Origin of the sequence: Streptococcus hyointestinalis (genome assembly GCF_041225505.1) — a bacterium.
GTDB classification, from domain to species: domain Bacteria; phylum Bacillota; class Bacilli; order Lactobacillales; family Streptococcaceae; genus Streptococcus; species Streptococcus hyointestinalis_B.
Genome location: NZ_JBCLSK010000014.1, coordinates 1 through 24,952, shown reverse-complemented (window position 1 = coordinate 24,952; position 24,952 = coordinate 1). Strand labels below are relative to the sequence as shown.

Sequence of the window (24,952 nt, the reverse complement as noted above, 5' to 3'; positions counted from 1 at the left end):
GAGACGATTGTAAAGGGGACTAATCCACGGATTTCAGTGCTTCTAGCATATCCACACGACGTAAGCGTCGATTAACCATAAAGCCTAAAACAAGAAGGATAAGGATAATCGTGATAATAGGTGTTGCATAAATGCTGAGTCCAACTTCTGTTCCAAACAGGATATTGCTGGAGCCAATCATGCCCATAATGACTTGATGGAGGATTTTTCCTGCCACAAGCCCCAGCAGGATACCGACAAGAGAAAGGCTGATAGTCTCACGGTAGATGTACATGGTCACTTCATTATTGTAAAAACCAAGTACCTTAATCGTTGAAAGCTCACGAATGCGCTCGGCAACGTTGATGTTAGTCAGATTGTAGAGGATAACGACAGCCAGCATGACAGAAACAATCACAAGGATAGTCATAGCGCCGTTTAAGGACTTGACGACAGACTGCACGGTCTTAATCAAGGAAGCATTTTGCAGGACGGCTGTGACATTATCCTCTTTTAAGAATTTTGTAGCTTGGTCAGCGATGTTGCTTGACGAAGCATTTTTGAGCTTGATAAAGTAGGCATTTGTGCTTGCTTTTTCACCAAATAGCTCTTGATAGTAGCTATCTGTCATAAAGAGATAATGTCCGACATTCATCTCGGCAACAGCTGCTATCTTGACCTTTCTTTTTTTGCCGCTATCATCCCTTATGCTAATGCTGTCTCCTACTTTGACCTTGTAGAGTTTAGCAAGTTTTTCTGAGATGACAGCACCTTTGTCTGACAAATGCAGTGCTTTTTTCGTTTTGGCGTCTTTAAGATTAACAAATGAGCCAAAGTTTTTGCTCTTTGTCGCCATGACAGAGACAGTCTGTTTCTCTGTAACGCCCGATATGGTCTCGGTCAGGCTCTTGTAGGTGATACCTTTTTCCTTAGAGACATCTTTCGAGTCTAGAAATTTATCTAGGGACGCTGGTGTTTGACCGTTTGTAACGACCATCATATCATAAGGCATTAAAGTTTTGAATTGATTGTCCACAATCTTGCCTAGAGAGGACTGGATACCAAGCCCTGCAAAGAGGAGGGAGACTGAGCCTGCAACCCCAAAAACGGTCATCAACATCCGTGTTTTGTAACGGAAGATATTGCGCACGGTCACCTTATGTGTAAAGCTGAGGCGGTTCCAGATAAATGGCAGGTGCTCCAACCACACTTTAGCTCCCTTAACAGGAGGTTTTGGAAGTAAGAGCTGAGAGGGCTTTTCGCTAAGCTCACGCCTAGCAATGAGATAGGCAGGAAGAACCGCACTGATAAGCCCAAGGAAAACAGCAAGGAGCGTATACGACCAGTAAAAAGCGTAGTGCGTGTTGCCTATAGTCATGCTGCTAGCGATGATTTCAGCGATGATACGAGACAGAAGATAATGCCCAGCAACAATCCCAATCAGCGTTCCAATCATGGATGCCACAAAACCATAGATGACAAATTTTAGTATCACGGCTTTGTTGTCATAACCAAGCGCCTTTAAAATCCCTGAGTTGGTCCGCTCTTCATCGACAAAGCGGGTCATGGTCGTAAAGGTCACAAGTGCAGCCACCAGATAGAGCACGACAGGAAAGAGATTGCCGATACTGCTGATACTGTCTGTGCTAGAGCCGTAAGTTTCATACCCTTCACCACCAGGTAGCGTTGAGCGAGTGTAGCTGGTGTAGCTAGGCTTTGTGAGTGCCTGCATGTCCGTCTTGGCGCTAGCTAGCGCTTTTTCATTGCTTGTGATGGTGGCTTTTGCTTGGGTGAGTTGCGCTTGAAGCGCAGCTGCTTGTTCTTCTGGCAAGCTTGATAGAAGTGCTTCCTGCTGAGCAACTTGTGCTTTTGCTGCGTCTAGCTGTTTCTGGCTGGCATTGATTTGGCTTTGAGCGCTTGATTTTAGGCTAGACAGACGCTTCTCACCATTGTCTGCTAACAGCTTATCCAGTGCTTTTTGATATTTGGCTAATTTTTGACTATAAGCGTCCGTGAAAGGATTGAGCGCCTTTAGGTCATTATAGCGTATGCGTGCAATGGTATAAACATCGCTCGAAAAAGCTGATGGTGCTACAATAGCATAGCTTGATAGCAAGCCATCTCCAGCAGTTGATGAGCCAAGACTGGTCGTTGAGAGAATCTCAGAAGAATTGGCAAAACCAACGACTGTAAAGGGGTTCTTTTTCAGCGATTTTGTTTGCCCTTGTGAAAAGGTAATGCTGTCTCCGATTTTGTAAGTGCCTTTTAGCTGCGCTGAGAGGACAATCTCGCTTGATGTCTTGGCAAAACGCCCTAACACCAGCTCAAAAGTCGAGATGTCCTTGGTCTTTGAAAAGACTCGCACGGCGTCATCTGTGCCTTTGATGGTCACATCCGTTAGAAAGCCATACTCAACAGTGGCACCCTTGATACTGCTCAGCTCTTTTTGGTCATCGCTAGATAAACCATAGTCAGACATGACCGCTAAGTCCATGGTGTTGTGCTTTTTGAGATAGCTGCTTGCTGTGGACTGCATGTCTGGTCCTGTCACCTTTAGCCCGACAAGAGCAAAAGAACCTAACATCATCAGTAACATAATGGACAAAAAACGTCCCTTAGACTTGCCAAAAGCACGCCTAATATCTTTCCAATAAGTCTGTTTCATAAGCTCTCCTAATATTCTAAGGTGTCAATATCCTGCGGATGACTGTTGAGCTCAATGCTGCTCACACGAGCGTCGTGCATGTGAATGACACGATCTGCAATCGGAGCGAGAGCTGAATTGTGCGTGACGATAATAACAGTCGCTCCCTCTTTGCGAGACATATTTTGCAAGATTTTCAGCACTTGCTTACCTGTCTGATAGTCAAGCGCTCCTGTCGGCTCATCACAGAGGAGAAGCTTTGGATTTTTAGCGACAGCCCTTGCGATAGACACCCGCTGCTGCTCACCACCAGATAGCTGCGCTGGGAAATTATTGATACGCTTTTCCAAGCCGACATCTGTCAGTGTCTCCGTCGCGTCTCTAGCATCCGCTACAATCTCAGAAGCCAACTCCACATTTTCTTTGGCAGTCAAGTTGGGCACTAAATTGTAAAACTGAAAGACAAAGCCAACGTCATTGCGTCTGTAGGTGGTCAGCTCTTTTGCGGAATAACCAGAAATGTCCTTACCGTCAATGATGACTTGCCCTTCGTCATTGGTATCCATACCCCCTAGAATGTTTAGTACCGTTGACTTTCCAGCCCCAGACGAGCCAAGAATAATCACAAGCTCTCCCTTTTCAATCGCAAAATTGATGTCGTTATTGGCGACAATCTCTGACTCTCCCACCTGATAACGCTTGTAGGAATGTTTCATTTCAATATAAGCCATTAGAACTCCTTCTCTCTAATTTTAACACTGTGTTGATTTAAGTTTATCATTATTATATAATTAAAAAATGGACAGAACAAGAACAAAAATCAACAAAGTGTTGATTTAAAAAAGGGACTTATGGCTGCGAAACGACACACTGAAACAAAAACTTATCTCAAAGACGCTCTGGCACGCCTACTCCTTGAGAAGCGCTTTGAGGACATCACCGTCTCTGACCTTACCCAGACTGCAGGTATCAACCGTGGCACTTTTTATCTGCATTTTACCGATAAATACGACATGATGGAGCAGTTCAAATGTGATATTTTAGACGATATGTTTGCTCTGCTCAAGTGTAATTTTGACAATGAGCTAGAGACGAGACAGGTCCTTGAGCAGGGGTTAGAGTATCTCAAAGAGCACTTTGACTTTATCTATGCCGTCTCAAAGTCCAGCTATGTCAATTTCCCGCAGACCATCAAGGATTTCTCGCACCACTATCTCTTGCAGATGAACCATTATGATAGAGAGCTCATCACCGAGCATTATCACCTTCCTGCTGATTACGCCATGGAGGTGCATTTAGCTATCATCGAGAGTATCATCTCGCACTGGGTGGCAAATGGTGGTAAGGAAAGCCCAAAAGAAGTCACGCACATCATCCTTCAAGCACTTCGTTTGTATTAAAAAATCCATTCCAGTCGGAATGGATTTTTCTATCTTAACGAAACGCCTTAACGGCTTCAATGGCTTTGTCATAGTTTGGCTCAGAGTTGACATTGTCAAGATACTCTGTATAGACCACTTTGTTAGCCTTATCAAGTACAAGAACGGCACGTGCCAAAAGCTGCCACTCCTCCATCAGTACGCCATAAGCTTTGCCAAATGAAGAGTCAACATAATCAGACAACATCACCGCATTTTCAAGCCCTTGTGCGCCGCACCAGCGAGCTTGCGCAAATGGCAGGTCTTTAGACACTGTAATCACGACTGTATCGTCTAAGTCAGAAAGAGTCTGGTTAAAAGTGCGTGTTTGGGTTGAGCAAATACCCGTGTCGATAGACGGAATGATACTGATAACCTTGACTTTATCAGCAAAGTCTGAGAGAGATTTCTTGGTGAGGTCAGTCGTTGTGAGGGTAAAGTCTGGCGCTGTGCTGCCAACGGCAACTGCTTGACCAGCTAAGGTAACTGGTTTTCCTAAAAATGTCGTCATAAAAGTACCTTCTTCCTAGTAGATACTCTCATTATAGCCCTTTTGCTGGCTTTTGACGATTATTTTGCCTAGAAGTTTTGATAAGCCTCAAAGAGCGTGAGGATTTTCTCTGGGATGATTGCGGTGTCCTCGACTTGCTCATCTGCGTAGTCTTTTAGTAAATGATAGTCTCCGATTTGAACGCTGTACTGAGCGAGCTTAAACATGTCGATATCGTTTTTATCATTGCCAAAGGCGACAAATTGATTGCCGATGATTTGCGAGAGGGTGCTGGCTTTGGTGATACCGTCTGGATTGAGATAGAGGCATTTTTCATTTTCATGATAGCTGATATTGGCAAGCCCAACCTTTTTCAATTCATCCACGAGAAGCGGCAAAAGCTCTTCATGCTCACCCATGTAGAGCACCATTTTGATGGGATGATGAAGCTGCGTAATGTCCAGTGCAGTCGCTAGGGACAAGGGGTCAACACTCTTGATAAAAGGTATCTTATGCGCCCTGTGACTAGCGTAGTTAAAATCGTCATCCACAAAATAGGGGATGTGATAATGGTTGCAAAAGTCAATAGTCCTTTGAAAAACAGACTTATCTAGACGATGATAGGTAAAAAGCTTGCCTTTATCGTAGACCACACCACCGTTGAGCCCAATGACCATGTTTTGACTCAGCGACTCTCCTAAAACGTCAATGCAGTCTCGATAAGAGCGTGCCGAAGCAAAGAGAAGCTCATGCCCAAAGTCAGGCGCCTGCCCTAACGCTTCCTTGATAGAAGCTTCAATCGTAAACCCATCAAAGCAAATCGTCCCATCTAAATCAAAAACAAAATGCATGGTATTATCTCTCCCCTAAGCTAGCGTGTTAAAATCCCAGACGTCATCCACCCAGCCTTGGTAAAAGTCGGGCTCGTGGCAGACCATGAGAACAGAGCCTTTGTAGGCTTGTAAGGCTCGTTTCAACTCGTCCTTGGCGTCCACATCGAGGTGATTGGTCGGCTCATCTAGGACGAGGACATTGTTTTCACGGTTCATCAAAAGGCAAAAGCGCACCTTGGCTTGCTCACCACCAGAGAGCACTTGGATTTGGCTTTCGATATGCTTGCTGGTCAGACCACATCTAGCGAGTGCTGCACGCACTTCTGCTTGATTCATAGCTGGAAAAGCGTCCCAAACGGCTTCTAGCGGTGTTTGACGATTAGCGTGAGCCACTTCCTGCTCAAAATAACCTAGCTCCAAGTAGTCCCCACGCTCAACTTGCCCAGCAAGTGGCGGGATAATGCCCAGTAGACTCTTTAGAAGCGTCGTCTTACCAATCCCGTTTGCTCCGACAATGGCGATCTTTTGATTGCGCTCAAAAGTCAAATCAAGCGGAGCGGTCAGCGGACGGTCGTAGCCGATTTGCAAGCCCTGCGTCTGAAAGATGAAGCGGCTCGGTGTTCTCGCTTCTTTGAAAGAAAAGCTTGGCTTAGGCTTTTCAGCTTTCAGCTCGATTTTTTCCATCTTGTCCAATTTCTTCTGACGAGACATTGCCATATTGCGTGTCGCCACTCTGGCTTTATTGCGGTTGACAAAGTCCTGTAGATCTGCGATTTCCTTTTGCTGACGCTCATAAGCTGCCTCAAGCTGTGCTTTTTTCATGGCATAAACTTCCTCAAACTGATGATAATCCCCTGTATAGCGCACCAAGTCGAGATTTTCAACGTGGTAGACGATATTGATGACATCATTTAAGAAAGGAATGTCGTGCGAGATAAGCACAAAGGCATTTTCGTAGTCTTGCAGGTAGCGCTTCAACCACTCGATGTGCTCCGCATCCAGATAGTTGGTTGGCTCATCAAGCAGGAGAATGTCTGGTTTTTCAAGCAAAAGTTTAGCCAGTAAAACCTTAGTTCTCTGTCCACCAGAGAGCTCTGTGACATCTGTATCCATGCCAAAGTCCATAACACCAAGCGCACGAGCTACCTCATCAATCTTGGCATCTAAGGTATAAAAATCACGGCTTTCTAGACGGTCTTGCAGCTCACCGACCTCCTCCATGAGGCTATCGACATCAGCGCCCTCTTCAGCCATCGCCATGTAAATGTCGTTGATACGCTCTTCGGTCTTAAAGAGGTCATCAAAAGCTGTACGCAAGACATCACGGATGGTCTGACCAGCGTTAAGCACTGTGTGCTGGTCAAGATAGCCTGCTGTCACATACTTAGACCACTCGACTTTTCCCTCATCAGGCTGCAATTGCCCTGTGACAATAGACATGAAAGTTGATTTACCCTCACCATTTGCCCCGACAAGTCCGATATGCTCACCTTTTAACAGGCGAAAAGAGACATTCTCAAAAATCGCACGGTCGCCAAAACCGTGACTAAGATTTTTCACTTCTAAAATACTCATAATTTCCTCATTATCATTATGTCCGTAAAAAACGAGGCGAGGAACCAGTCCCAGCCTCTATTTACTCTTAGTACCTTGTTTTTTATCAATACTAACACAATCTCCAAAACGACGAATGCTATTTCAATCTTTCAAAATGCAGATGAACAGCTAAATGGTCTGAATAGCCACTGCGCTCCAAATCACGTTGCAAACGATAAGCAATGTAATGCTCTGCTATGGTGATGTAGCCTGCATCTAGCAAGCGATTTTCAACCAAAGACTGCACCATGCTAATAGTCGGGCGCTCCACTTGCGCTTCTTGCAAATCAATGACAACCTTTTTAGTCACTTGCGCTAAGTCCTTGCGTAGCTTGTCATCTAGCGCATAAACAGTCTGTGCAGCTTTTAGTATGGCTTGATAAATCTTGTCTGCATCAAAGTCGACGACTTGACCATTACGTTTTGTTACTTGCATAGACTATCCTCCAATCCTGCTTTTTATCTATAACTTTATTATGCAAATGTTTTCATCATTTGTCAAGTTTTAGGACTGAAAAAGCGTGAAAACTTGAGTACATGCGCTTAGTAGTCTGGACGAAGGACACCTGTCACATAGTGAGGGCGCTTGGTCTTTCCTAAAACAACTCGGATAATCTTGTCCGCTTCCTCCTCTGTACACGATACCAAAGGAAGGCGGAGTGGTCCCACATCAAAGCCAAGGTAATTGAGCACAGCCTTGACTGGTGCAGGGCTCGCCACAGAAAAAAGGGCATTGACTTTTGGCAAGAACTGACGCTGAATCTTAGCGGCTTTTTTAATGTCACCAGCCTCGATGGCTTGAAGCATCTCATACATCTCATCACCATTGGTATGCGAAGCTACGCTGATAACACCGTCAGCTCCCAGATTCATAGCATGAAAAGCTTCGCCATCCTCACCGGTATAGACAAGAAAATCATCTGGTCTATTTTCAATCAAGTAAGCCATATTGTCCAAGGTCGTGCATTCCTTGACACCGATGATATTTGGGTGCTCGGCGAGTCGGAGCATGGTATCTGGCGCTAGCTCAACAACCACACGCCCTGGGATATTGTAGATGATAATTGGAAGACTGCTCGCATCTGCAATTGCCTTGAAGTGATGATAAAGCCCTTCTTGCGTTGGTTTATTGTAGTAAGGAACGATAGCAAGCCCCGCAGTAAAGCCACCAAACTCTGCCACTTCCTTTGCAAAATCTACCGAGTCACGAGTGTCGTTCGTGCCGACACCAGCAATCAAAGGCACTCGCCCAGCCACAATCTTTTGCACCGCAGCAAAAAGCTCTAGCTCCTCATCGTGTGTGAGCGTTGGGCTTTCTGCTGTCGTTCCTGCTAATAGCAGAGCTTCTGTATGGTGGTCTAGCAAGTGTTCAATCAACTTTGGAAGCGCATCAAAATTGATTGAACCGTCTTCGTTAAACGGCGTTACCAAGGCTGTAATCAACTTCACATCTTTTAAATCCATAATTGACATAGGCTTCTCTTTTCTATTGTTCCAAATACCTTTTGACACAACGTTATTTCAATGGAAATTTCAGGTCTTTTGTTGGGCGAACAAGGTTACGCTCGTGAAGTGTCTCTGCGATTTGAACAGAGTTCCAAGCAGCACCTTTAAGCAAGTTATCAGAAACTATCCACATGTGAATGCCTTTTGGTGCGTCCAAGTCTTTTCGGATACGTCCGACAAAGGTCTCACGTTTACCAACGGCGTTGACTGCTTGTGGGTAAATTTGCTGTGATGGGTCGTCTTCTAGCACAGCACCTGGGAAGCTTGCGATAGCTTTTTTAACCTCATCAATTGGTGCGACCTCTTTTGTCTCGATGTAGACAGACTCAGAGTGTGCTGACAATACTGGAATACGCACACATGTCGCTGAAACCTTGATCTCATCATCTTCCATGATTTTCTTGGTTTCATTGGTCATTTTCATCTCTTCGTAGGTGTAGTCATTGTCTGTAAAGACATCAATCTGAGCAAGGGCATTAAAGGCAATTGGATAGTGCTTTTTATCGCCACCTGCTGGCAAGATATCTGCTTTCAAGTCTTTAGGGTCGACACCATCAACGACAGCTTCTTTGAGTTCACGCTTGGTTTCCTCAATAGCACGAGCGCCTGCACCAGAGACAGCTTGGTAAGTGGATACGATGATACGCTCAAGTCCCCATTTTTGGCGCACTGGCTCAAGAGCGACCATCATTTGGATGGTTGAGCAGTTAGGACAAGCAATGATACCATTGTGAGCGTCTAGCGCATGCGCATTGACCTCAGGAACAACCAGTGGCACATCTGGATTTTGGCGGAAATAAGACGTGTTGTCTACAACGACAGCACCTGCTTTGACAGCATAAGGTGCGTATTTGGCAGAGGTTGAGCCACCAGCAGAAAAGAGGGCAATATCAACACCCGCAAATGACTCTTCTGTCGTTTCTTCGACAACGATGTCTTGTCCCTTAAATTGTAAAGTCTTTCCTGCAGAGCGACTTGATGAGAGCAAGCGAAGCTTTTTGATAGGAAGTGTCGACTCCTCTAACTGCTTGATCATCTGTGTCCCCACAGCTCCTGTAGCACCTACAACTGCAACGGTATAAGCCATAAAACGTACCTCCAAAATCCTTTTCACGTTCAAAATTTTCTAAAATTATAATAACACCATTATACTACTTTTTAGAGCGCTTGAAAAGACTGAAAATGGTGAAATTGCTAACAAAAAAAGCCGAGAAAACTTCTCGGCACAAGGGCACTTTTTCAAGTGTGGTTAGCAGGTTCACACAACTAACCAAAGTCCGCTCCTGCGTTAATGACCTCCCTAAACGAAAGTGGCAATGCCACTTATCGACTCATCGCATAAAACTAGTATAGCAGATTTTTGCCTTCTTGGCTACTATAAAAGTGGAGCGATGGTTTTGACAAGAGAACCAGCGATTTTCTGGTGCAAGGGACGCTTTTTCAACATCTCAACAGTCACCAACTCAGACTTTTCTTGGGTAGCAAGGAAGTCCGCATAGATGTCCTTGATGGCGTCCACTTTGTAGAGATAAGTCGCACACTCAAAGTGATGGTAAAGACTGCGATAATCAAGGTTAATCGTTCCCACCACAGCCTTGGTATGGTCACTGACAAAGACCTTGGCATGGACAAATCCTGGCGTATACTGATAAATCTTGACTCCAGAGTTCATGAGTTGACGGTAGTAAGTCTTTGCTAAGTTGTAAGCCATTGGCTTATCTGGGATACCTGGCATGATGATACGCACGTCTACACCCCGCTCAGCCGCAAAGCGAATAGCATGCTCAAGCTCGCTATCAAGGATAAGGTAAGGTGTCATGATGTAGACATACTGTCTGGCATGGTTCAAAATATCGATATAGACATTTTCGCCGACCTTGTCTCGGTCAAGCGGTGAGTCTGCATAAGGAATGACATAACCGCTAGTGTCTGGCAGAGCCTCATGCTCAACCAGATAAGGCTCAACGATCAACTCACGCTCGGTAGTAGACCATAGCTGTAAAAAGATGACAAGGAAACTATCCACCGCATCGCCTTTTAGCTTGATAGCTGTGTCTTTCCAGTGTCCAAAGCGGTCAATAGCATTGATGTATTCGTCTGCAAGATTGACACCTCCCGTATAGGCAACTTCACCATCGATAACAGCAATTTTGCGGTGGTCACGGTAATTATAGTAAGTGGATAAAAAAGGTGTTACTGGTGAGAAAGCCTTGGCTTTAATGCCTACTGCCTCTAGTCTCTTAGCGTAGTCGGTTGAGAGCTTGGTAATCTCAATCAAGCCGTCATACATGACACGCACCTCAACACCCTCAGCAACCTTTTGCTCAAGGATATTTAAAATCTCCCCCCACATCAGTCCCTCATCAATGATGAAAAATTCTAGGAAAATGTATTTTTTCGCTTTTAGCAGCTCTTTTTTAAAGTCCTCAAAGAAGTTTTCTCCCAACGGGAAATAAGTAACCTGTGTATTTTGATAGGCTGGAAAATCGCCACGGCATTTTTCAAAATAACGCACCAAGTGGTAAGTGGTCGAAGCATTACTCTTTAGAGCAGCTAAAATCTCAGGCTTTGTCTGTAAAAACTGCGCTGACTCCTCAGTCACGACGTCTATGCGCCGCTGTAGCCCACGATAACCAAGGTCAAGCCGTGTATAAAGAAGGAGAGCTGACCCTAAAAAAGGCGCTATCATAATCAAAATGAGCCATGTCACTCGTGATAGAGCGTCCATCTCCCCGTTGATAAGGTAAAAAATGGCGACAAGTGACAAAGCACGCTCAACAATGAAAAACCATGTCCGATACTGATCTAGCCAGAGATAAGCTGCCGCTAAAAAGATGACCTGTATCAGCAAAAGCACGATAATCAATATCGACCGACTAAACAACATCCGTTTTAGCCCACGCTGTCCTTTTTTCAGCAGGTAAACGGGTTTTGATTGGGATTGACTTTGGGTTGCGATTGCTTTATCCTACCTTTCTATAAAAATGACATTTGTTCCATTATAGCATAAATCGCTATCCTTGTGAGTAAAATTGACCAAAAATTTACAGAAAGAGAGAAAGTCATGACAACTGAAAAAGCCAAGCTAAGCTTGACTTTCTCATACATTAGAAAAGTCCGATAGCTGTGCCGTCAGGAGCGACATCCATATTGAGCGCAGCTGGTTTTTTAGGTAGACCAGGCATGGTCATAACATCTCCTGTCAAAGCAACGATGAAGCCGGCACCTGTTTTTGGTACAAACTCACGGATGGTGATGTCAAAGTCTGTTGGCGCTCCAAGCTGACTTGGATTGTCAGAGAAGCTGTACTGTGTTTTTGCCATACAAACTGGCAATTTATCCCAACCAAACTGGGCGAATTGTTTGAGTTGTGTTTTGGCTTTTGGACCAAAGGTCACTGCTTTTCCGCCGTAGATTTCTGTGACGATTTTAGTGATTTTGGTTTCCAAATCATCGCTATCGTCATAGAGACGTGTGTAGTTAGCTGAGTTTTCTTCGATGGTCTTGATAAGTGTTTTGGCAAGGTCAACACCACCGTCGGCGCCATCAGCCCAGACGCTAGCAAGCTCTACAGGGACATCAATTGAGCGGCAGAGTTCTTTCAAGGCATTGATTTCATCAGCTGTATCTGTGACAAATTCATTGATAGCAACGACAACTGGAATGCCGTATTTGCGCATGTTTTGCACATGGCGTTCAAGATTGGCAAAACCGTCTTTGACAGCTTGAACATTTTCTTGAATGAGGTCTGCCTTAGCCACACCACCGTGCATTTTGAGGGCACGAAGCGTTGCCACAACGACAATCGCATCTGGTGTTGTTGGTAGATTTGGTGTCTTGATGTCCAAGAACTTCTCAGCGCCAAGGTCAGCTCCAAACCCTGCCTCTGTGACAGTGTAGTCCGCTAGACGAAGTGCCGTTGTTGTCGCAAGAACAGAGTTACATCCGTGAGCGATATTGGCAAATGGACCGCCGTGAACAAGGGCAGGTGTACCATAGATGGTTTGGACAAGGTTTGGCTTAATAGCGTCTTTTAGGATAAGCGTCAAAGCACCTTCTACTTGCAAGTCCTTGACATAGACCGGTGTGCGGTCATAGCGATAGCCAATAACAATGTTTGCTAAGCGCTCTCTCAAGTCCTCAAGGTCAGTTGCTAAGCACAAGATTGCCATGATTTCAGAAGCTACCGTAATATCAAAACCATCCTCACGTGGGATACCATTGACTGGGCTACCAAGACCAACGGTCACATGACGAAGCGCACGGTCGTTGAGGTCAACCACACGTTTCCAGATGATACGGCGTTGGTCAATCCCTAGCTCATTGCCTTGATGGAGATGATTGTCAATCAAGGCTGACAGAGCATTGTTTGCCGTTGTGATGGCGTGCATATCCCCTGTGAAGTGGAGATTGATGTCTTCCATAGGAAGGACTTGAGCGTAACCTCCTCCTGCTGCTCCGCCTTTAATCCCCATAACAGGACCAAGAGATGGCTCACGTAGCGCAATCATGGTTTTCTTGCCGATTTTATTGAGAGCGTCAGCAAGTCCGATAGACATGGTAGACTTTCCTTCGCCTGCTGGTGTTGGATTGATAGCGGTCACAAGGATAAGCTTACCTGGTTTATTGTTCTTAACTTCTTCGATTTTGTCAAATGATAATTTGGCTTTGTATTTGCCGTAAAGCTCCAAATCATCAAAGCCAATCCCTACTTGCTCAACCACTTCAGTGATCGGTTTTAAAGTCACACTTTGTGCAATTTCGATATCAGATTTCATTTGGCACCCCTCTTTTACGTTATAATAACATTATAGCAAACATCTCTAAAAAACGCACGTTTTTAACATTTGTTATTTTAATGTTCGTTATTTAGTGCAACTTATCTTCCTTTTTGTGACCAAATGATTTTAACCTTTACGAATATCTCTTTTTTCGTTACAATAGAACTATGAACGTTTTAATTACTTCTGGCGGAACAACCGAAAAAATTGACCGTGTGCGTGGTATTACCAATCACGCTACAGGTAGACTTGGAAGTATCATGGCTAAGACTTTCTTAGACCAAGGACACCGTGTCACCTTGGTCACAACAGCGCAGGCAATCAAGCCGTCAGACCATGAAAATCTTACTATTTATCTTGTTTCTGATGTTGCTAGTCTCAAGGAGACACTTGAGCCACTGGTCAAGACGCATGATGTCATCATTCATAGTATGGCAGTTTCTGACTACAGCCCTATTTATATGACAGATTTTGAAACCGCTCGCAATTCTAGCGACCTTGCTCTTTTCTTGAATCAAGAAAACACAGAAGCTAAAATCGCTTCAAGCAGCGACTATCAGGTGCTGTTTCTCAAGAAAACGCCCAAACTGATCTCGTATATCAAACTTTGGAATCCAGACATTCTCCTTGTTGGCTTTAAGCTTTTGGTCGATGTGCCAAAAGAAGAGCTGTTTTCGGTTGCTAGAGCCAGTCTCAAGCGTAACCAAGCGGACTACATCCTAGCCAATGACCTCACTGAGATTGACGCTAAAAGCCATCATGCTTATCTCCTCAATGAAAATGAAGTCTTTGAAGCAAACAGCAAGGAGGAGATCGCGCAGCTTATTTATCAGAAAGTGGTGACTCATGACTAAACAAAAGATTCTTTTAGCTGTTTCAGGCAGTATCTCTGCTTATAAAGCAGCTGACCTCGCCAATCAACTGACAAAGGCTGGCTACGACGTGCATGTCCTTATGACACAGGCTGCTAGCCAGTTTATCACGCCGCTGACTCTACAAGTCCTCTCGAAAAATACCGTTCATCTAGACGTCATGGAAGAGAGTGACCCCAAGGCGATTAACCACATCGAGCTGGCTAAGACCTGCGACCTCTTTTTACTAGCGCCAGCTTCAGCCAATACTATCGCTCATCTAGCACACGGCTTTGCAGATAATATCATAACCAACACAGCCCTTGCGCTTCCCAAAGATACCCCAAAACTCATGGCACCTGCTATGAATACCAACATGTATGACAACCCTATCACCCAAGCCAATCTCTCTCTCCTCAAACAAGTTGGCTTTCATGAGATTGAACCTCGTGAGAGTCTACTTGCTTGCGGAGATGTTGGACGTGGCGCACTGGCTAATCTGGACGTCATCATCCAAGCTGTCAATGACACACTACACACACTTTAGGAGTTTTTATGAAAAGAAAAAAATCATCAGACGTTGCTATTATCGCTATCTTTTTTGCCATTATGCTCGTTATTCATTTCCTCTCGAGCTTGGTCTTTAACCTCTGGCCAGTACCCATCAGACCGACTATCGTCCATATTCCTGTTATTATTGCCTCTATCATCTACGGACCTCGCATTGGAGCGACCTTGGGTGGGCTTATGGGGCTTCTTAGCTTGATTGTCAATACCACAGTTCTCATGCCATCGAGCTATCTCTTCTCGCCTTTTGTAGAAAATGGGAACTTGGCTTCGCTTATCATCGCCTTTTTACCTCGGATACTCATCGGTATCTTTCCTTACTATATCGCCAAATGGATTCACGGTAAATTTGGCTTAGCACTGGCTGGTGCTGTTGGTTCTGCGACCAATACTATCTTTGTTCTACTTGGAATTTACATTTTCTTTAGCAGTTTTTATGGCAATGACTTTAAAAATGTCCTTGCAGTTATCCTCTCTGCCAATTCTCTTGTGGAACTTGTCATTTCTGTCATTTTGACAGTGGCTATTGTTCCTGTTTTAAAACGACGCTAGACAAAAAACTCATACTTGGTATGAGTTTTTTTAATCTCTTCTAAAAATATCACGGGTGTAGACTTTGTCTTTGACGTCGTCTAGGCTGCTGTCGTATCTGTTGGCGATAATAGCTTGGCTGCGTTTTTTGAAGCTCTCTAAGTCATTGACCACCTCGCTGCCAAAGAAGCGTGTGCCGTTTTCTAAACTCGGCTCAAAGATGATAACCTTAACACCCTTAGCTTTGATACGTTTCATGACACCTTGAATAGAGCTCTGACGGAAATTGTCGCTGTTGCTCTTCATGGTCAAGCGGTACACTCCGACGACGATGTCTTCTGCTTGTTTTTCATCAAAACCTGCCAAGGCTAAAACCCGCTCAGCGATGAAATCTTTACGTGTGCGGTTGCTCTCGACGATGGCAGACATCATGTTCTGTGGCACGTCAGAGTAGTTGGCAAGCAGCTGCTTGGTGTCCTTTGGTAGACAATAACCACCATAGCCAAAACTTGGGTTATTGTAGTGACTGCCAATCCGAGGGTCAAGACCAACACCTTCAATAATCTGCTTAGTATCAAGCCCTCTGCTTTCTGCGTAAGTGTCCAACTCATTAAAGTAAGACACACGCAGAGCCAGATAAGTATTGGCAAAAAGCTTGACCGCTTCTGCCTCTGTAAAGCCCATGATGAGCGTTGGGGTGTCTGGGTCGAGAGATTCTGCTTTTAGAAGCTCCGCAAAAGCATGCGCTTTTTGCGTCAACTCTTCGTCAGCCAAATCCGTCCCCACAATGATACGGGACGGATGGAGATTGTCCTCAAGGGCTTTGGATTCTCTGAGGAACTCTGGGCTAAAGAGGATACGATTGGTCTGGTATTTATCACGGACGTAGCTGGTGTAGCCGACAGGGATGGTGGACTTGATGACCATGATGGCTGTCTCATTGACAGATAACACCTGCTCAATAACCGCTTCAACGGCTGACGTGTCAAAGAAATTTTTCTGGCTATCGTAGTTGGTTGGCGCTGCAATGACGACAAAGTCCGCCTCACGATAAGCAGATGCCGCATCCAAAGTCGCTGTCAAATGGAGTTCCTTGGCCGCAAAATACTCCTCAATCTTGTCGTCTTGAATGGGTGAGAGACGCTGGTTAATCATCTCCACCTTCTCAGGAATGATGTCAACAGCAGTCACCTCGTGACTTTGTGACAAAAGTGTAGCCAGTGAAAGACCCACATAGCCTGTACCTGCAATTGCGATTTTCATTGTTGTCTCCTTGTATAATTAAGTCGAAGATTTTCGGTGAAACATGGCAAAAAGAGATGTTTTGAGGTCGGTTAATTCCCTTCTAAAGAGAAGAAGCAATAAGACGATTGCCACGCATTGTGAGAGATACATGAGACTGTCTCTTCCAATCACCATGAGAGCGACAGATTGGACGACTAAGATGAGATAAGCCAGACAGTCCCGTAAGAGAGCAATCTCAAAGGAGATGTACTTTTTCATCGTGTACAAGCGAATCACCCAAACAATAAAGTAAGACACCATAGTAGAGATAGCCGCCCCGATAACACCGATAGAGTAGACCAAAATCAGATTAAACACGATATTAGCGCCTGCTCCGATCAAAGTGGATACGCTGTAGATTTTAGAGTCTTTAGCCGCCGAGAAAATACCGCCTGCAAATCCTGAAATCGCTCCAAAGACATTGGCAATCAGTAAAAAGGGCACGTAAATCCAAGCCTCATAAAAAGCATTGGAATACAAAAAAGTCGCAAGCAGTTTACTGATGGCAATCAAGACAGAACACAAGACCACAAGCATCATGTTGTAGTTGCTGTAGATTTTTTCAAAAAAGACAGTGTCCTCTTTTTTATCAAACGATTTGACAGAGGACAGCACCCACGCTTGATTGAAGATATTAGCGAAAATATTTAAAATAGAAGGAATCTTGTAGCCGACAGAGTAGACACCGTTGGCTGCCACGCCACAAAAAGCAATGACAATGTAGCGGTCTGCGGCATTATTGAGCCACCAACCTAAGGAATTTAAAATTAGCGGATGGCTATAAGCGATAATCTCTCGCTCTAAGCCTTTATTTTGCCGTCTGGTCGGTCGAATCTGATAGCGATGAATCTTATAGATAAGGTAGACACTCGGCAGCAAAGCTCCTAAGATATTTGCCCAAAAATAGCCAATCAAGCTTCCTTTGATGACGACTAAAAATAAAATATTAAACACAAGAATAGCTACTGTGTTTAAAACAGACGCCACTGACAAAACAGCGACCTTGTCAATCCCCCTAATAAAAGAGGTCAATAGCTGGTAGAGCGCTGTGGTCAGATAGAGCAAGATAAAATAGAAAGCATATTCATTTAATAAAGGATAGACGTTGAAAACAGTGTTCAGCAGACAAGCTGCCACTAAGACTAAAAAGCCAATACCCGTCACTTTTAAGCCAATAGAATAGATAATGCTCTCGTCTTGATCCTTATCCAGCGCAAATCGCAGCACTCCCTCTGACACATTCAAGGTCAAAATCGGAAGCAACAGAGCAATCGAGGTGTAAAATAAATCGTAAGTCCCATAGTCTGCTGTGGTGAGCACACTCGTGTAGAGCGGCACCAGCAAAAAGACGAGGATTTTAGAGCCAAAGTTACTGAGTGTTAATAAGCCGATGTTTTTAAATAAATACAGATAATTTTTTTTCACTGGTGCCTCCATCCTCTACAAACGCTCATAAAGGGACAGAACAGCATTGGCATTTGCTGTATCTGAAAAAGTCTGCACTGCCTTTTTCTGTCCTGCTTTAGCGATTGTCTGTGCTTGCTCTAGATTTTCAACGACGGCTAGTAAAATGGCACTCAGCTCGTCTGCATTTCCCGGTGTATAGAGATAGCCAGTCTTGCCATCATCGATAATTTCTTTTGTGCCACCAGAGTTGGTCCCAATCACTAGGCCACCTGAGAGCATGCCCTCAACGGTAATGCGCCCAAAGGCTTCTTTTTTAGAGCAGACACAAAGGACATCTGCCTTTTCAAAAAAAGCTTTCGTATTTTTTTGAAAGCCATGAAAATGGACGTTGTCGAGATGATACTGGTCTTTGATGGACATAAGCTCATCAAAATACTCTTGACTTTCAACAATGCCAATCATGTCACAGGCAAATCTGTTGCGAACCTTTTCTGGCAAGGCAGCAAGGGCTAAAAGCAAATCCTTCTGCCCCTTTCCTGGCATGATACGCCCTGATGACAACAACTGAATGGGCTCGCTTGTGAACGGCGTCTTATCAATAAAGTAATCCTCAATAGAAACGCCATTATAGATGACCTCATGGCGATTAACAGCAAAAACAGAGGAAAACTTGTCATCAATTGCCTTGGAAATGGCAACGGTAGCGTCAGCTTGATTAACAAGAGACACTGCTTTATCGGGATAACAAAACTCTATTCCCAAGTCCTCTTCCATAAATTCACGCATGTGCCAGACCAGCTTGATCTTTTCTTTTTTGGCAATCTCAGCCCCAACAAAGGACGTCAAGGTGTTCATATGGATGATATCAATCTGATACTCTCGAGCGAGCTGTGCGATTTTTTGGACAGCAAGTCTATTGACTGCTTTTCGGAGCGGGTATTTGAGTCGATACTCCAGGTCCTTTTTGTCTACTATATTTTTCATCCAGACATTCCAGCTGCATTGTTTAACGACATAGTAGGAGATGTTTTCTTCTCGTAACTTCTCCTCTAGAGGACCATGTTCTGTCAAAATAACGAGGACCTTGTGTCCTGCTTTTTGCACCAAGGAGACTAACTTGACCAATGAATGACTCGCTCCCGAAGACAAATCGGAAACCGAGGAAAAATACATAATATTGTGTTTCATAATACCTCTAAACCTATCCAAATATCATCTCTCATCGCCTCTTATCAGCATCAAAGATACTATAAGAACAACGTAAAACAGATATAATACAACATAATTGGCAGTAAAATCAATGGTTAAGCTGGTCCATAAACTGCCAATGACTAATAGTAACACTAAGCGAGAAAACGGACTCCTAGCCCTTATCACCTGCACTAAAAGACCAATCAGTGAAAGAACAAGCAAGACCAGCCCCACTATCCCAGCTTCAACCAGCACTATGGTAATGGTGGAGTCCGCTGTGCTGTAACCAGAAAAGTAAGAATAGGTCCTCAAGTAATCTGAAATGCCCCCAAACCCTGAACCAAAGATAGCCCTCATACTGCTGATATCAAAATATTGCCCCCAATTCTGCAAAGTTCCAAAGCGCTGACCTAGCGAGCCGTCAGATAAACCATAGGAAAATAGAGATGTGAAGCGCTGGGTGATATAGTTCAAGAGAAATTGAAAGACGTTAAACACCACAGAAAAGACAAGCAAACAGACAAAAACAATCATCCCTTTGATGAGCTTTCCTTGTTCTATTCTTATCTTGGGTGTGTAAACCAGCCAATTGATAAGGAGTACAAAAAGAAGAGCAATCCAGACAATGCGAGACTGGCACAAAAATATAGCGATTATCAGCAAAAAACGATACAAAAGACTAAGCCATTTACGCCTATAAGGCAACACCAACTCCAAAATAAAGCCTAAAAGAAGCACATACGAAAAATAGGTATAATGCAAAAAGATAGAGCTGGTATAGTAAAATAAAGCGTTATTCATGGTAATCATCCACTCAACGGCGTCGATTTTGACGAAGTAAACCATGTAGTTAAAGTGAATCAGATACTCAATAACACCATATATCGCCGTCAGACCAATAAAATTGCGAAACTGCTTGAGAAGTCTTATCCTAGCCTGCCTTTCTTTTGGCGTCAAAACAGCCACAATAACAGGAAGACAGATAAAGCGGATGACAATCCCCATGATATTTTGACCATTCAATAAAGTAATGGTCAGATAATAAAAGATAAACAATAGTATGGGAATATCATCCTTAGACAGTATGACTTTTCGCTGAGAAATCGAGAAATAGACGAGCGCTAGCACAAAAGTTGCTATAATCAGCGCATTGATATTTTGCCCCAAGTACAACACTGCCATTAAAAGGAGCCAAAACGGTAGCATGATATTGGTCATCAGTTTTTTGAATAACAAAGCATCTCTCCACTTCTTTTAATCTTCTCGTAAAAGCCTCTCAAACTGTTGGCAAGAGTTCCTCCAGTGTAGTGATTTTACAGTCTGATAGGCTGCTTCTTGGATGTTTTTGAGTCTTTCTGGATCTTCTATCAGAGATAGCACGGCTTCTTCGATGTCCTCTAAGCGCTCAACGATAACAGCATTGCTGCTATTTCCCAGCTCAGCTAGAGCGCCTCGTTTTCTGCCGATAACGGCACATTTATTAGCCATTGCCTCGACAATAGGCAGTCCCCAAGACTCAATATCACTCGTAAACAAATACATGTCAGACCTGCGGTACATGTCCAAAATCACAGAGCGCTCTGGATTGACCGCAACACGGTATGCACTTGGCAATTTCTCTGGAATCCTGCGCCCAAAGATATTGACCTCTAGATTGGGATACTTCGCTTTCAAGCGCTTGATGATAGCTAAGCCATCTTGAGTGCGTTTGTGCTCGCTCTCGTGGTACATCATCACAAGACTTGGTGCCTTTTCTTGTGGCTTATCACCTGTGATATACTCCTCATCAGATAGCCCATTGTAGACCACATCGATGGGCTTTTTAGTGAATCGTACCAGTGTTTCTTTTAGCCCGTTGGTGACCGTAATCAAATGCAGGGGTAAGTCATAGGATACTTCCACCTGCTCTTTGTCCCCGTTAAAAATCTCGTAATCTTGGATAAAATAGAATTTTCGCCCCTTTTGGGCTGAAAAACGAGCAACATCATAAGCTGTTTGCCAAGCAGTCGCAATGGTGATATCCGCATCACGTATAAATGTGTCGTTGATATAAGGAACTAACTTTAACGAAAACTTCTGGTCAAACCACTGCTCTTTTTTGATGGTATTGCCTAAAGACGCCTTGAGACGATACAGCGCAGACTGTCCCTTACCTTTGTAGCTAATCATCGGCACATAACAGACAACGTCGTGCCCCTGCTCAACGAGGTAATTGGCGTAAATATAAACCACCCGAATGCCACCAGTCATGCGCTTAAAAGGGAGTATGATGTTAATCTTCATGTCGACCTCCTATATAAAGAGCAGCTCACCAATGACTTGCACCTTGCCTTGCTTGAGATAGCCGTACTTGGTGACTTGGTACATTCTGGATAGCTTATTTTTCTGCGGAATAGCGATAAAGCGCTCTAAAATCGCCTTGGACTTGGTGTCTAGCTGATTGACATAAACCTTGTAAAAGGCTTCTGCTTGTTTAAAGGACAGGGCTAGGGTCTTCTTGACGTGAGCATTGCCCATCAAGCGCTTGACAATAAAGCCGAGTGTGTTGACCTTAGTCGCTCCGACAACGTTATTGCCATGTTGGCGGTATTTTATGGTAGGCTTATCCAGAGCGATAATGTCACCGAAACTAGCTGCAACGAGCGTTATCCACCAGTCGTGCATGGCGACAGCGTCACTATCGAGGTTGAGATTTTCATTGAGGGCTTTGTTCCAAAACATGGTACAGCCTGTGACGTTATTTTGCACCAATAGGTGGGCTAGGTCTGTAACCGAAGCGTCTAAGGCACGGTAATCAAAAAAGGACTCCCCTAGCTGACTGAGATTGTGGTCCACAATCTCTAAATCCGTATGCACAAGGACAGGCTTGGTGTGGTAATTTGGAGCTGACATCAGCGTTCTGAGACTGTCCTCAACTTTGGTGTCGTACCAAAAGTCGTCTTGATCCGCAAACATAAAATAGTCAAAGTCATAATGCTCTGTCACCCACTTGTGAATGGCAGAAAAGTTTCTCTCGGAGCTGCCGCCTACCACACTGCTGTCTGTGATGACCTCAATCTCAGGGTATTTCTCGGCATACTCGGCTAATATCCTAGGCGTTTGATCGCTAGACTTATCATCGTGAATAAACAAGGTCCAGTCACGATTGGTCTGCGAGAGTATCGAGTCAAGCTGCTCTTTGATATAATTTTCCCCGTTGTAGGTTGCCATCATAATTGCAATTTTTGTCATGATTTACCCTTCTAAAAACAAGTCTTCATAGGCCACAACGATCGTGTCCCAATTGTAGGCACTTGCTACACGTTGATAAGCTTTGTCTTTCATCATTGCTAGCGCTTCCGTTGACAATTCTTCTGCCTGCCCTATGGTTTGTGTGAGCTGGTCTTTTTGCCAATAAAGGGCACCCTCTTCACCCACCTCACGGTTAAAACCAACATCTAAAAGCAGATTTAAAGGCGTAGACGCTAACGCTTCTAAGAGCGAGGGGTTAGTGCCTCCCACCTCATGCCCATGAAAATAGGCAAAAGCCTGCTCACGAATGTACTTGAGCAAATCTTGGTCATAGACCGTCCCCACAAACTTGACACGTGGGTCCTTGTCAAAGCCCGTTTCCCTGCGCAACTTGTCATAAAAAGCATTTTGCTCGACATTGGTAACCAAGACAAAGTCCTTCTTAGAATTTGATGCCATAAAGCCCTTGAGCATGGCTTCGTAGTTGTTCTCTGGGACAAAACGTCCAACGACAAGATAATAGTTACCTTCAGTGACTTCTTTGTCTGTGAACCACCGACGTACCTTGTCAGAATCTTGTATCAAAGAGGACTTGGCTAAGTCCGTGCCGTAAGCGATGTAGGTGGTCTGTGGATGGTACTTCTTGTAGTCGGTCTGGATGTACTTTTCGATGTTCTTACTATCACAGACCAAAAGGTCAGCGTGCTTAACCATCAACTGCTCAGAGATTTTCCAATAGCGACGCACAGGCGCTGACCACTTGTCACGCAACCACTCGTGACCATCGGGATTGACCAAGAGGGTGCCGTTAATGGCTTTGATTCTTTTCTTAATGCCTTTGATAAAAGGACCAATCCGACAAGCAAGCACGTAAAAGATGGGCGCCTCATCCTGATTCTCAATTGCCATATCAATAGCACGATTCAAGGCTTTGATATCATAGGCGACAGCTCGCGCTGGTCCGATATTGGGAACATCGACGTTAAAACAAGTCGCACCGTTGTGTTCAAAGACATCTGCTGTGATATTCGACTTAGCTGAGTTTTCACGCATGCAAGCCACATAGTAGTGAATAGTCGTGTCTTTTTGGTGTTCCGTCAACTTTTCCACAAAGGTTTCAAAACCTCCATACTTAGCAGGTATGCCTTTAGAACCTACAATATAAACCGATTGAGGCATTTACTTACTCCCTTCTTTCACTAAAACGACTTTGATGGTCTTGAGAAAAATTTTGATGTCTAACCAAACAGACCAATTTTTGATGTAGGACAAATCAAGGGCAACGACTTCTTCAAAGTCCGTGATATTACTGCGCCCACTGACCTGCCACATGCCTGTGATACCTGGTTTCATGGCTAAGCGCTTAAAGTGATGTAACTCATACTTTTCGTATTCATTCAAGGTCGGCGGACGTGTGCCAATGAGTGACATGTCGCCCTTTAAAACATTGATAAACTGCGGCAGCTCATCCAGAGACCAATTGCGCATTTTCTGCCCAAAAGGAAAGATACGAGGGTCATTGTCCATCTTGAACATCAAGTCAGAGGTTAGCTCATTTTGCGCCATCAGCTCTTTCTTGCGCTCCTCAGCGTCTAGGTACATACTGCGAAACTTATAGATTTCAAAGACCTTGCCATTCTTGCCCACCCGCTTTTGCTTAAAGATAAGCGGTCCCTTAGACTGCATTTGCACAATGGGGTAGATGATGATGGCGACAAGCCCTGTAAGCACCAGACCAATCAGGCTAAAAACAATATCACACAAGCGCTTAAACAAGAGACTGCGGTAGTGGATATGATTAAGCGAGGAGGTGAGGGTCTCTATTGTGCCAATTTTGTGAAAAATTAAAGAGGGCATAGCATCCCCTTTTTCATCAAAAATTAAACTAACAGGTATCCCCAGAGTCGAAAAAAACGCACGTTGGCAGATAAAATCACTAAAGGCGTCGCTGGTGACAAAAACTTCCTGTACTTCATTGTGCGACAAGAGATAACGTACCTGCTCAAAATCGTGTAGTACAGGCACTTCAAGAAAAGTCGACGTTGGATTTTGGTGACTAAAGTAGACTAAGACACGATAGCCATTTTGCTCCAGTTGTTTAACTGCCCTCCTATCATCTGTAAAGTTAGTGAGGAGGATAATGTGCGACCTTTTTATAAACATCCTTTTCGTCACTAACGTGACCAGACAGCGCCCCAGAAAAAGCAAAGCTGTAAACAGCAAAAACTGACTAAGCAGATAAGGCAAAGTAGCTAAATGCCCCTTGAACGAAGCACTGTCAATGATGAGACTTATCAAAAGTAGCACAATGGCAAAAACACTTGCTGGCTTTAGCTCTTCTGCGTAGCTTCTTGATAAAATGTCTGAGTAGTGGTCAAACCACACCGCATAGAGCAGTCCTAGAAGCACGACACTCACCAAAAACTTCGGATTTAACAAAAAGGTGTAGCTAAAAAAATAGGATAATATCAGAAACGTGACCACAATCGCTAGAGCGTCTGAAAGAAGATAAAAACTCTTTTTTATAGAAGACTCACTATACATGTTGTTCCTTTCATTGTTTTATTTTCTTCTACGAGATTTCTTCTCTTTCTGTCCATACTCCCCATAATTACCGTAGTCACCGTAACTACCCACACTATG

General features: G+C 44.1%; 22 protein-coding genes. 4 read left to right on the top strand and 18 right to left on the bottom strand.

What is annotated here, in order from left to right:
- Positions 1-19 precede the first annotated feature (19 nt).
- Positions 20-2,644: an FtsX-like permease family protein gene (locus tag AALA56_RS04960; RefSeq protein WP_369909054.1), complete on the bottom strand. Its 2,625-nt coding sequence runs from the start codon at positions 2,642-2,644 to the stop codon at positions 20-22.
- A gap of 8 nt (positions 2,645-2,652) precedes the next feature.
- The gene (locus AALA56_RS04955) at positions 2,653-3,354 is read right to left on the bottom strand and encodes an ABC transporter ATP-binding protein (RefSeq protein WP_369909053.1); all 702 of its coding nucleotides are present in this window, start codon (positions 3,352-3,354) and stop codon (positions 2,653-2,655) included.
- Between the two features lie 120 nt (positions 3,355-3,474).
- On the opposite strand from AALA56_RS04955, the gene AALA56_RS04950 reads away from it, so the two are divergent.
- Positions 3,475-4,023: a TetR/AcrR family transcriptional regulator gene (locus tag AALA56_RS04950; RefSeq protein WP_369909052.1), complete on the top strand. Its 549-nt coding sequence runs from the start codon at positions 3,475-3,477 to the stop codon at positions 4,021-4,023.
- Positions 4,024-4,057: 34 nt separating this feature from the next.
- On the opposite strand, the gene tpx is transcribed toward AALA56_RS04950, so the two are convergent.
- From tpx to AALA56_RS04910, 8 genes are all read right to left on the bottom strand, one after another.
- Positions 4,058-4,552: a thiol peroxidase gene (gene tpx / locus AALA56_RS04945; protein WP_369909051.1), complete on the bottom strand. Its 495-nt coding sequence runs from the start codon at positions 4,550-4,552 to the stop codon at positions 4,058-4,060.
- Positions 4,553-4,620: 68 nt separating this feature from the next.
- Positions 4,621-5,382, bottom strand: a complete 762-nt coding sequence (locus tag AALA56_RS04940) for an HAD hydrolase family protein (protein WP_369909050.1) — start codon at positions 5,380-5,382, stop codon at positions 4,621-4,623.
- 15 nt (positions 5,383-5,397) lie between these two features.
- Entirely contained in the window at positions 5,398-6,939 is a 1,542-nt protein-coding gene (locus AALA56_RS04935) for an ABC-F family ATP-binding cassette domain-containing protein (protein WP_369909049.1), read from the bottom strand.
- 118 nt (positions 6,940-7,057) lie between these two features.
- Positions 7,058-7,396 carry an ATP cone domain-containing protein gene (locus AALA56_RS04930; RefSeq protein WP_369909048.1) on the bottom strand — a complete coding sequence of 113 codons (339 nt, stop codon included), beginning with the start codon at positions 7,394-7,396 and terminating at the stop codon, positions 7,058-7,060.
- A 107-nt stretch (positions 7,397-7,503) separates the two neighbouring features.
- Entirely contained in the window at positions 7,504-8,433 is a 930-nt protein-coding gene (dapA, locus tag AALA56_RS04925; protein ID WP_369909047.1) for a 4-hydroxy-tetrahydrodipicolinate synthase, read from the bottom strand.
- Between the two features lie 43 nt (positions 8,434-8,476).
- Positions 8,477-9,553 carry an aspartate-semialdehyde dehydrogenase gene (locus AALA56_RS04920; RefSeq protein WP_369909046.1) on the bottom strand — a complete coding sequence of 359 codons (1,077 nt, stop codon included), beginning with the start codon at positions 9,551-9,553 and terminating at the stop codon, positions 8,477-8,479.
- A 288-nt stretch (positions 9,554-9,841) separates the two neighbouring features.
- Positions 9,842-11,425 carry a cardiolipin synthase gene (gene cls / locus AALA56_RS04915; protein ID WP_369909063.1) on the bottom strand — a complete coding sequence of 528 codons (1,584 nt, stop codon included), beginning with the start codon at positions 11,423-11,425 and terminating at the stop codon, positions 9,842-9,844.
- Positions 11,426-11,573: 148 nt separating this feature from the next.
- On the bottom strand, positions 11,574-13,244 hold the full coding sequence (locus tag AALA56_RS04910; protein ID WP_369909045.1) for a formate--tetrahydrofolate ligase: 1,671 nt from the start codon (positions 13,242-13,244) through the stop codon (positions 11,574-11,576).
- Between the two features lie 170 nt (positions 13,245-13,414).
- Here AALA56_RS04910 and AALA56_RS04905 point away from each other — a divergent pair, with 170 nt between their 5' ends.
- Genes AALA56_RS04905 through AALA56_RS04895 form a run of 3 tightly spaced genes read left to right on the top strand, consistent with a single transcriptional unit; the run spans position 13,415 to position 15,217 of the window.
- Positions 13,415-14,101, top strand: a complete 687-nt coding sequence (locus AALA56_RS04905; protein ID WP_369909044.1) for a phosphopantothenate--cysteine ligase — start codon at positions 13,415-13,417, stop codon at positions 14,099-14,101.
- Positions 14,094-14,645 (top strand): phosphopantothenoylcysteine decarboxylase, encoded by a 552-nt coding sequence (coaC, locus tag AALA56_RS04900; protein ID WP_369909043.1) that lies wholly within the window; start codon positions 14,094-14,096, stop codon positions 14,643-14,645. Before AALA56_RS04905 ends, coaC begins: the two co-directional genes overlap by 8 nt.
- Positions 14,646-14,653: 8 nt before the next feature.
- A complete protein-coding gene (locus tag AALA56_RS04895) occupies positions 14,654-15,217 on the top strand; it encodes an ECF transporter S component (protein WP_277281564.1) in 564 nt (187 codons plus the stop codon).
- A 30-nt stretch (positions 15,218-15,247) separates the two neighbouring features.
- Here the strand turns inward: AALA56_RS04895 and AALA56_RS04890 are convergent, their stop codons facing one another.
- The 8 genes from AALA56_RS04890 to AALA56_RS04855 are packed head-to-tail and all read right to left on the bottom strand — an operon-like array spanning position 15,248 to position 24,853.
- Positions 15,248-16,459, bottom strand: a complete 1,212-nt coding sequence (locus tag AALA56_RS04890; protein WP_369909042.1) for a nucleotide sugar dehydrogenase — start codon at positions 16,457-16,459, stop codon at positions 15,248-15,250.
- An 18-nt stretch (positions 16,460-16,477) separates the two neighbouring features.
- The gene (locus AALA56_RS04885; RefSeq protein WP_369909041.1) at positions 16,478-17,905 is read right to left on the bottom strand and encodes an oligosaccharide flippase family protein; all 1,428 of its coding nucleotides are present in this window, start codon (positions 17,903-17,905) and stop codon (positions 16,478-16,480) included.
- A gap of 15 nt (positions 17,906-17,920) precedes the next feature.
- Entirely contained in the window at positions 17,921-19,075 is a 1,155-nt protein-coding gene (locus AALA56_RS04880; RefSeq protein WP_369909040.1) for a glycosyltransferase family 4 protein, read from the bottom strand.
- Between the two features lie 24 nt (positions 19,076-19,099).
- Positions 19,100-20,314 carry an O-antigen ligase family protein gene (locus AALA56_RS04875; protein WP_369909039.1) on the bottom strand — a complete coding sequence of 405 codons (1,215 nt, stop codon included), beginning with the start codon at positions 20,312-20,314 and terminating at the stop codon, positions 19,100-19,102.
- A gap of 18 nt (positions 20,315-20,332) precedes the next feature.
- Positions 20,333-21,361 (bottom strand): glycosyltransferase family 4 protein, encoded by a 1,029-nt coding sequence (locus tag AALA56_RS04870; protein ID WP_369909038.1) that lies wholly within the window; start codon positions 21,359-21,361, stop codon positions 20,333-20,335.
- Between the two features lie 9 nt (positions 21,362-21,370).
- The gene (locus AALA56_RS04865) at positions 21,371-22,309 is read right to left on the bottom strand and encodes a glycosyltransferase family 2 protein (RefSeq protein ID WP_369909037.1); all 939 of its coding nucleotides are present in this window, start codon (positions 22,307-22,309) and stop codon (positions 21,371-21,373) included.
- A gap of 3 nt (positions 22,310-22,312) precedes the next feature.
- Entirely contained in the window at positions 22,313-23,488 is a 1,176-nt protein-coding gene (gene cps2T / locus AALA56_RS04860; RefSeq protein WP_369909036.1) for a beta 1-4 rhamnosyltransferase Cps2T, read from the bottom strand.
- Positions 23,489-24,853: a sugar transferase gene (locus tag AALA56_RS04855; protein WP_369909035.1), complete on the bottom strand. Its 1,365-nt coding sequence runs from the start codon at positions 24,851-24,853 to the stop codon at positions 23,489-23,491.
- Positions 24,854-24,952: the final 99 nt, after the last annotated feature.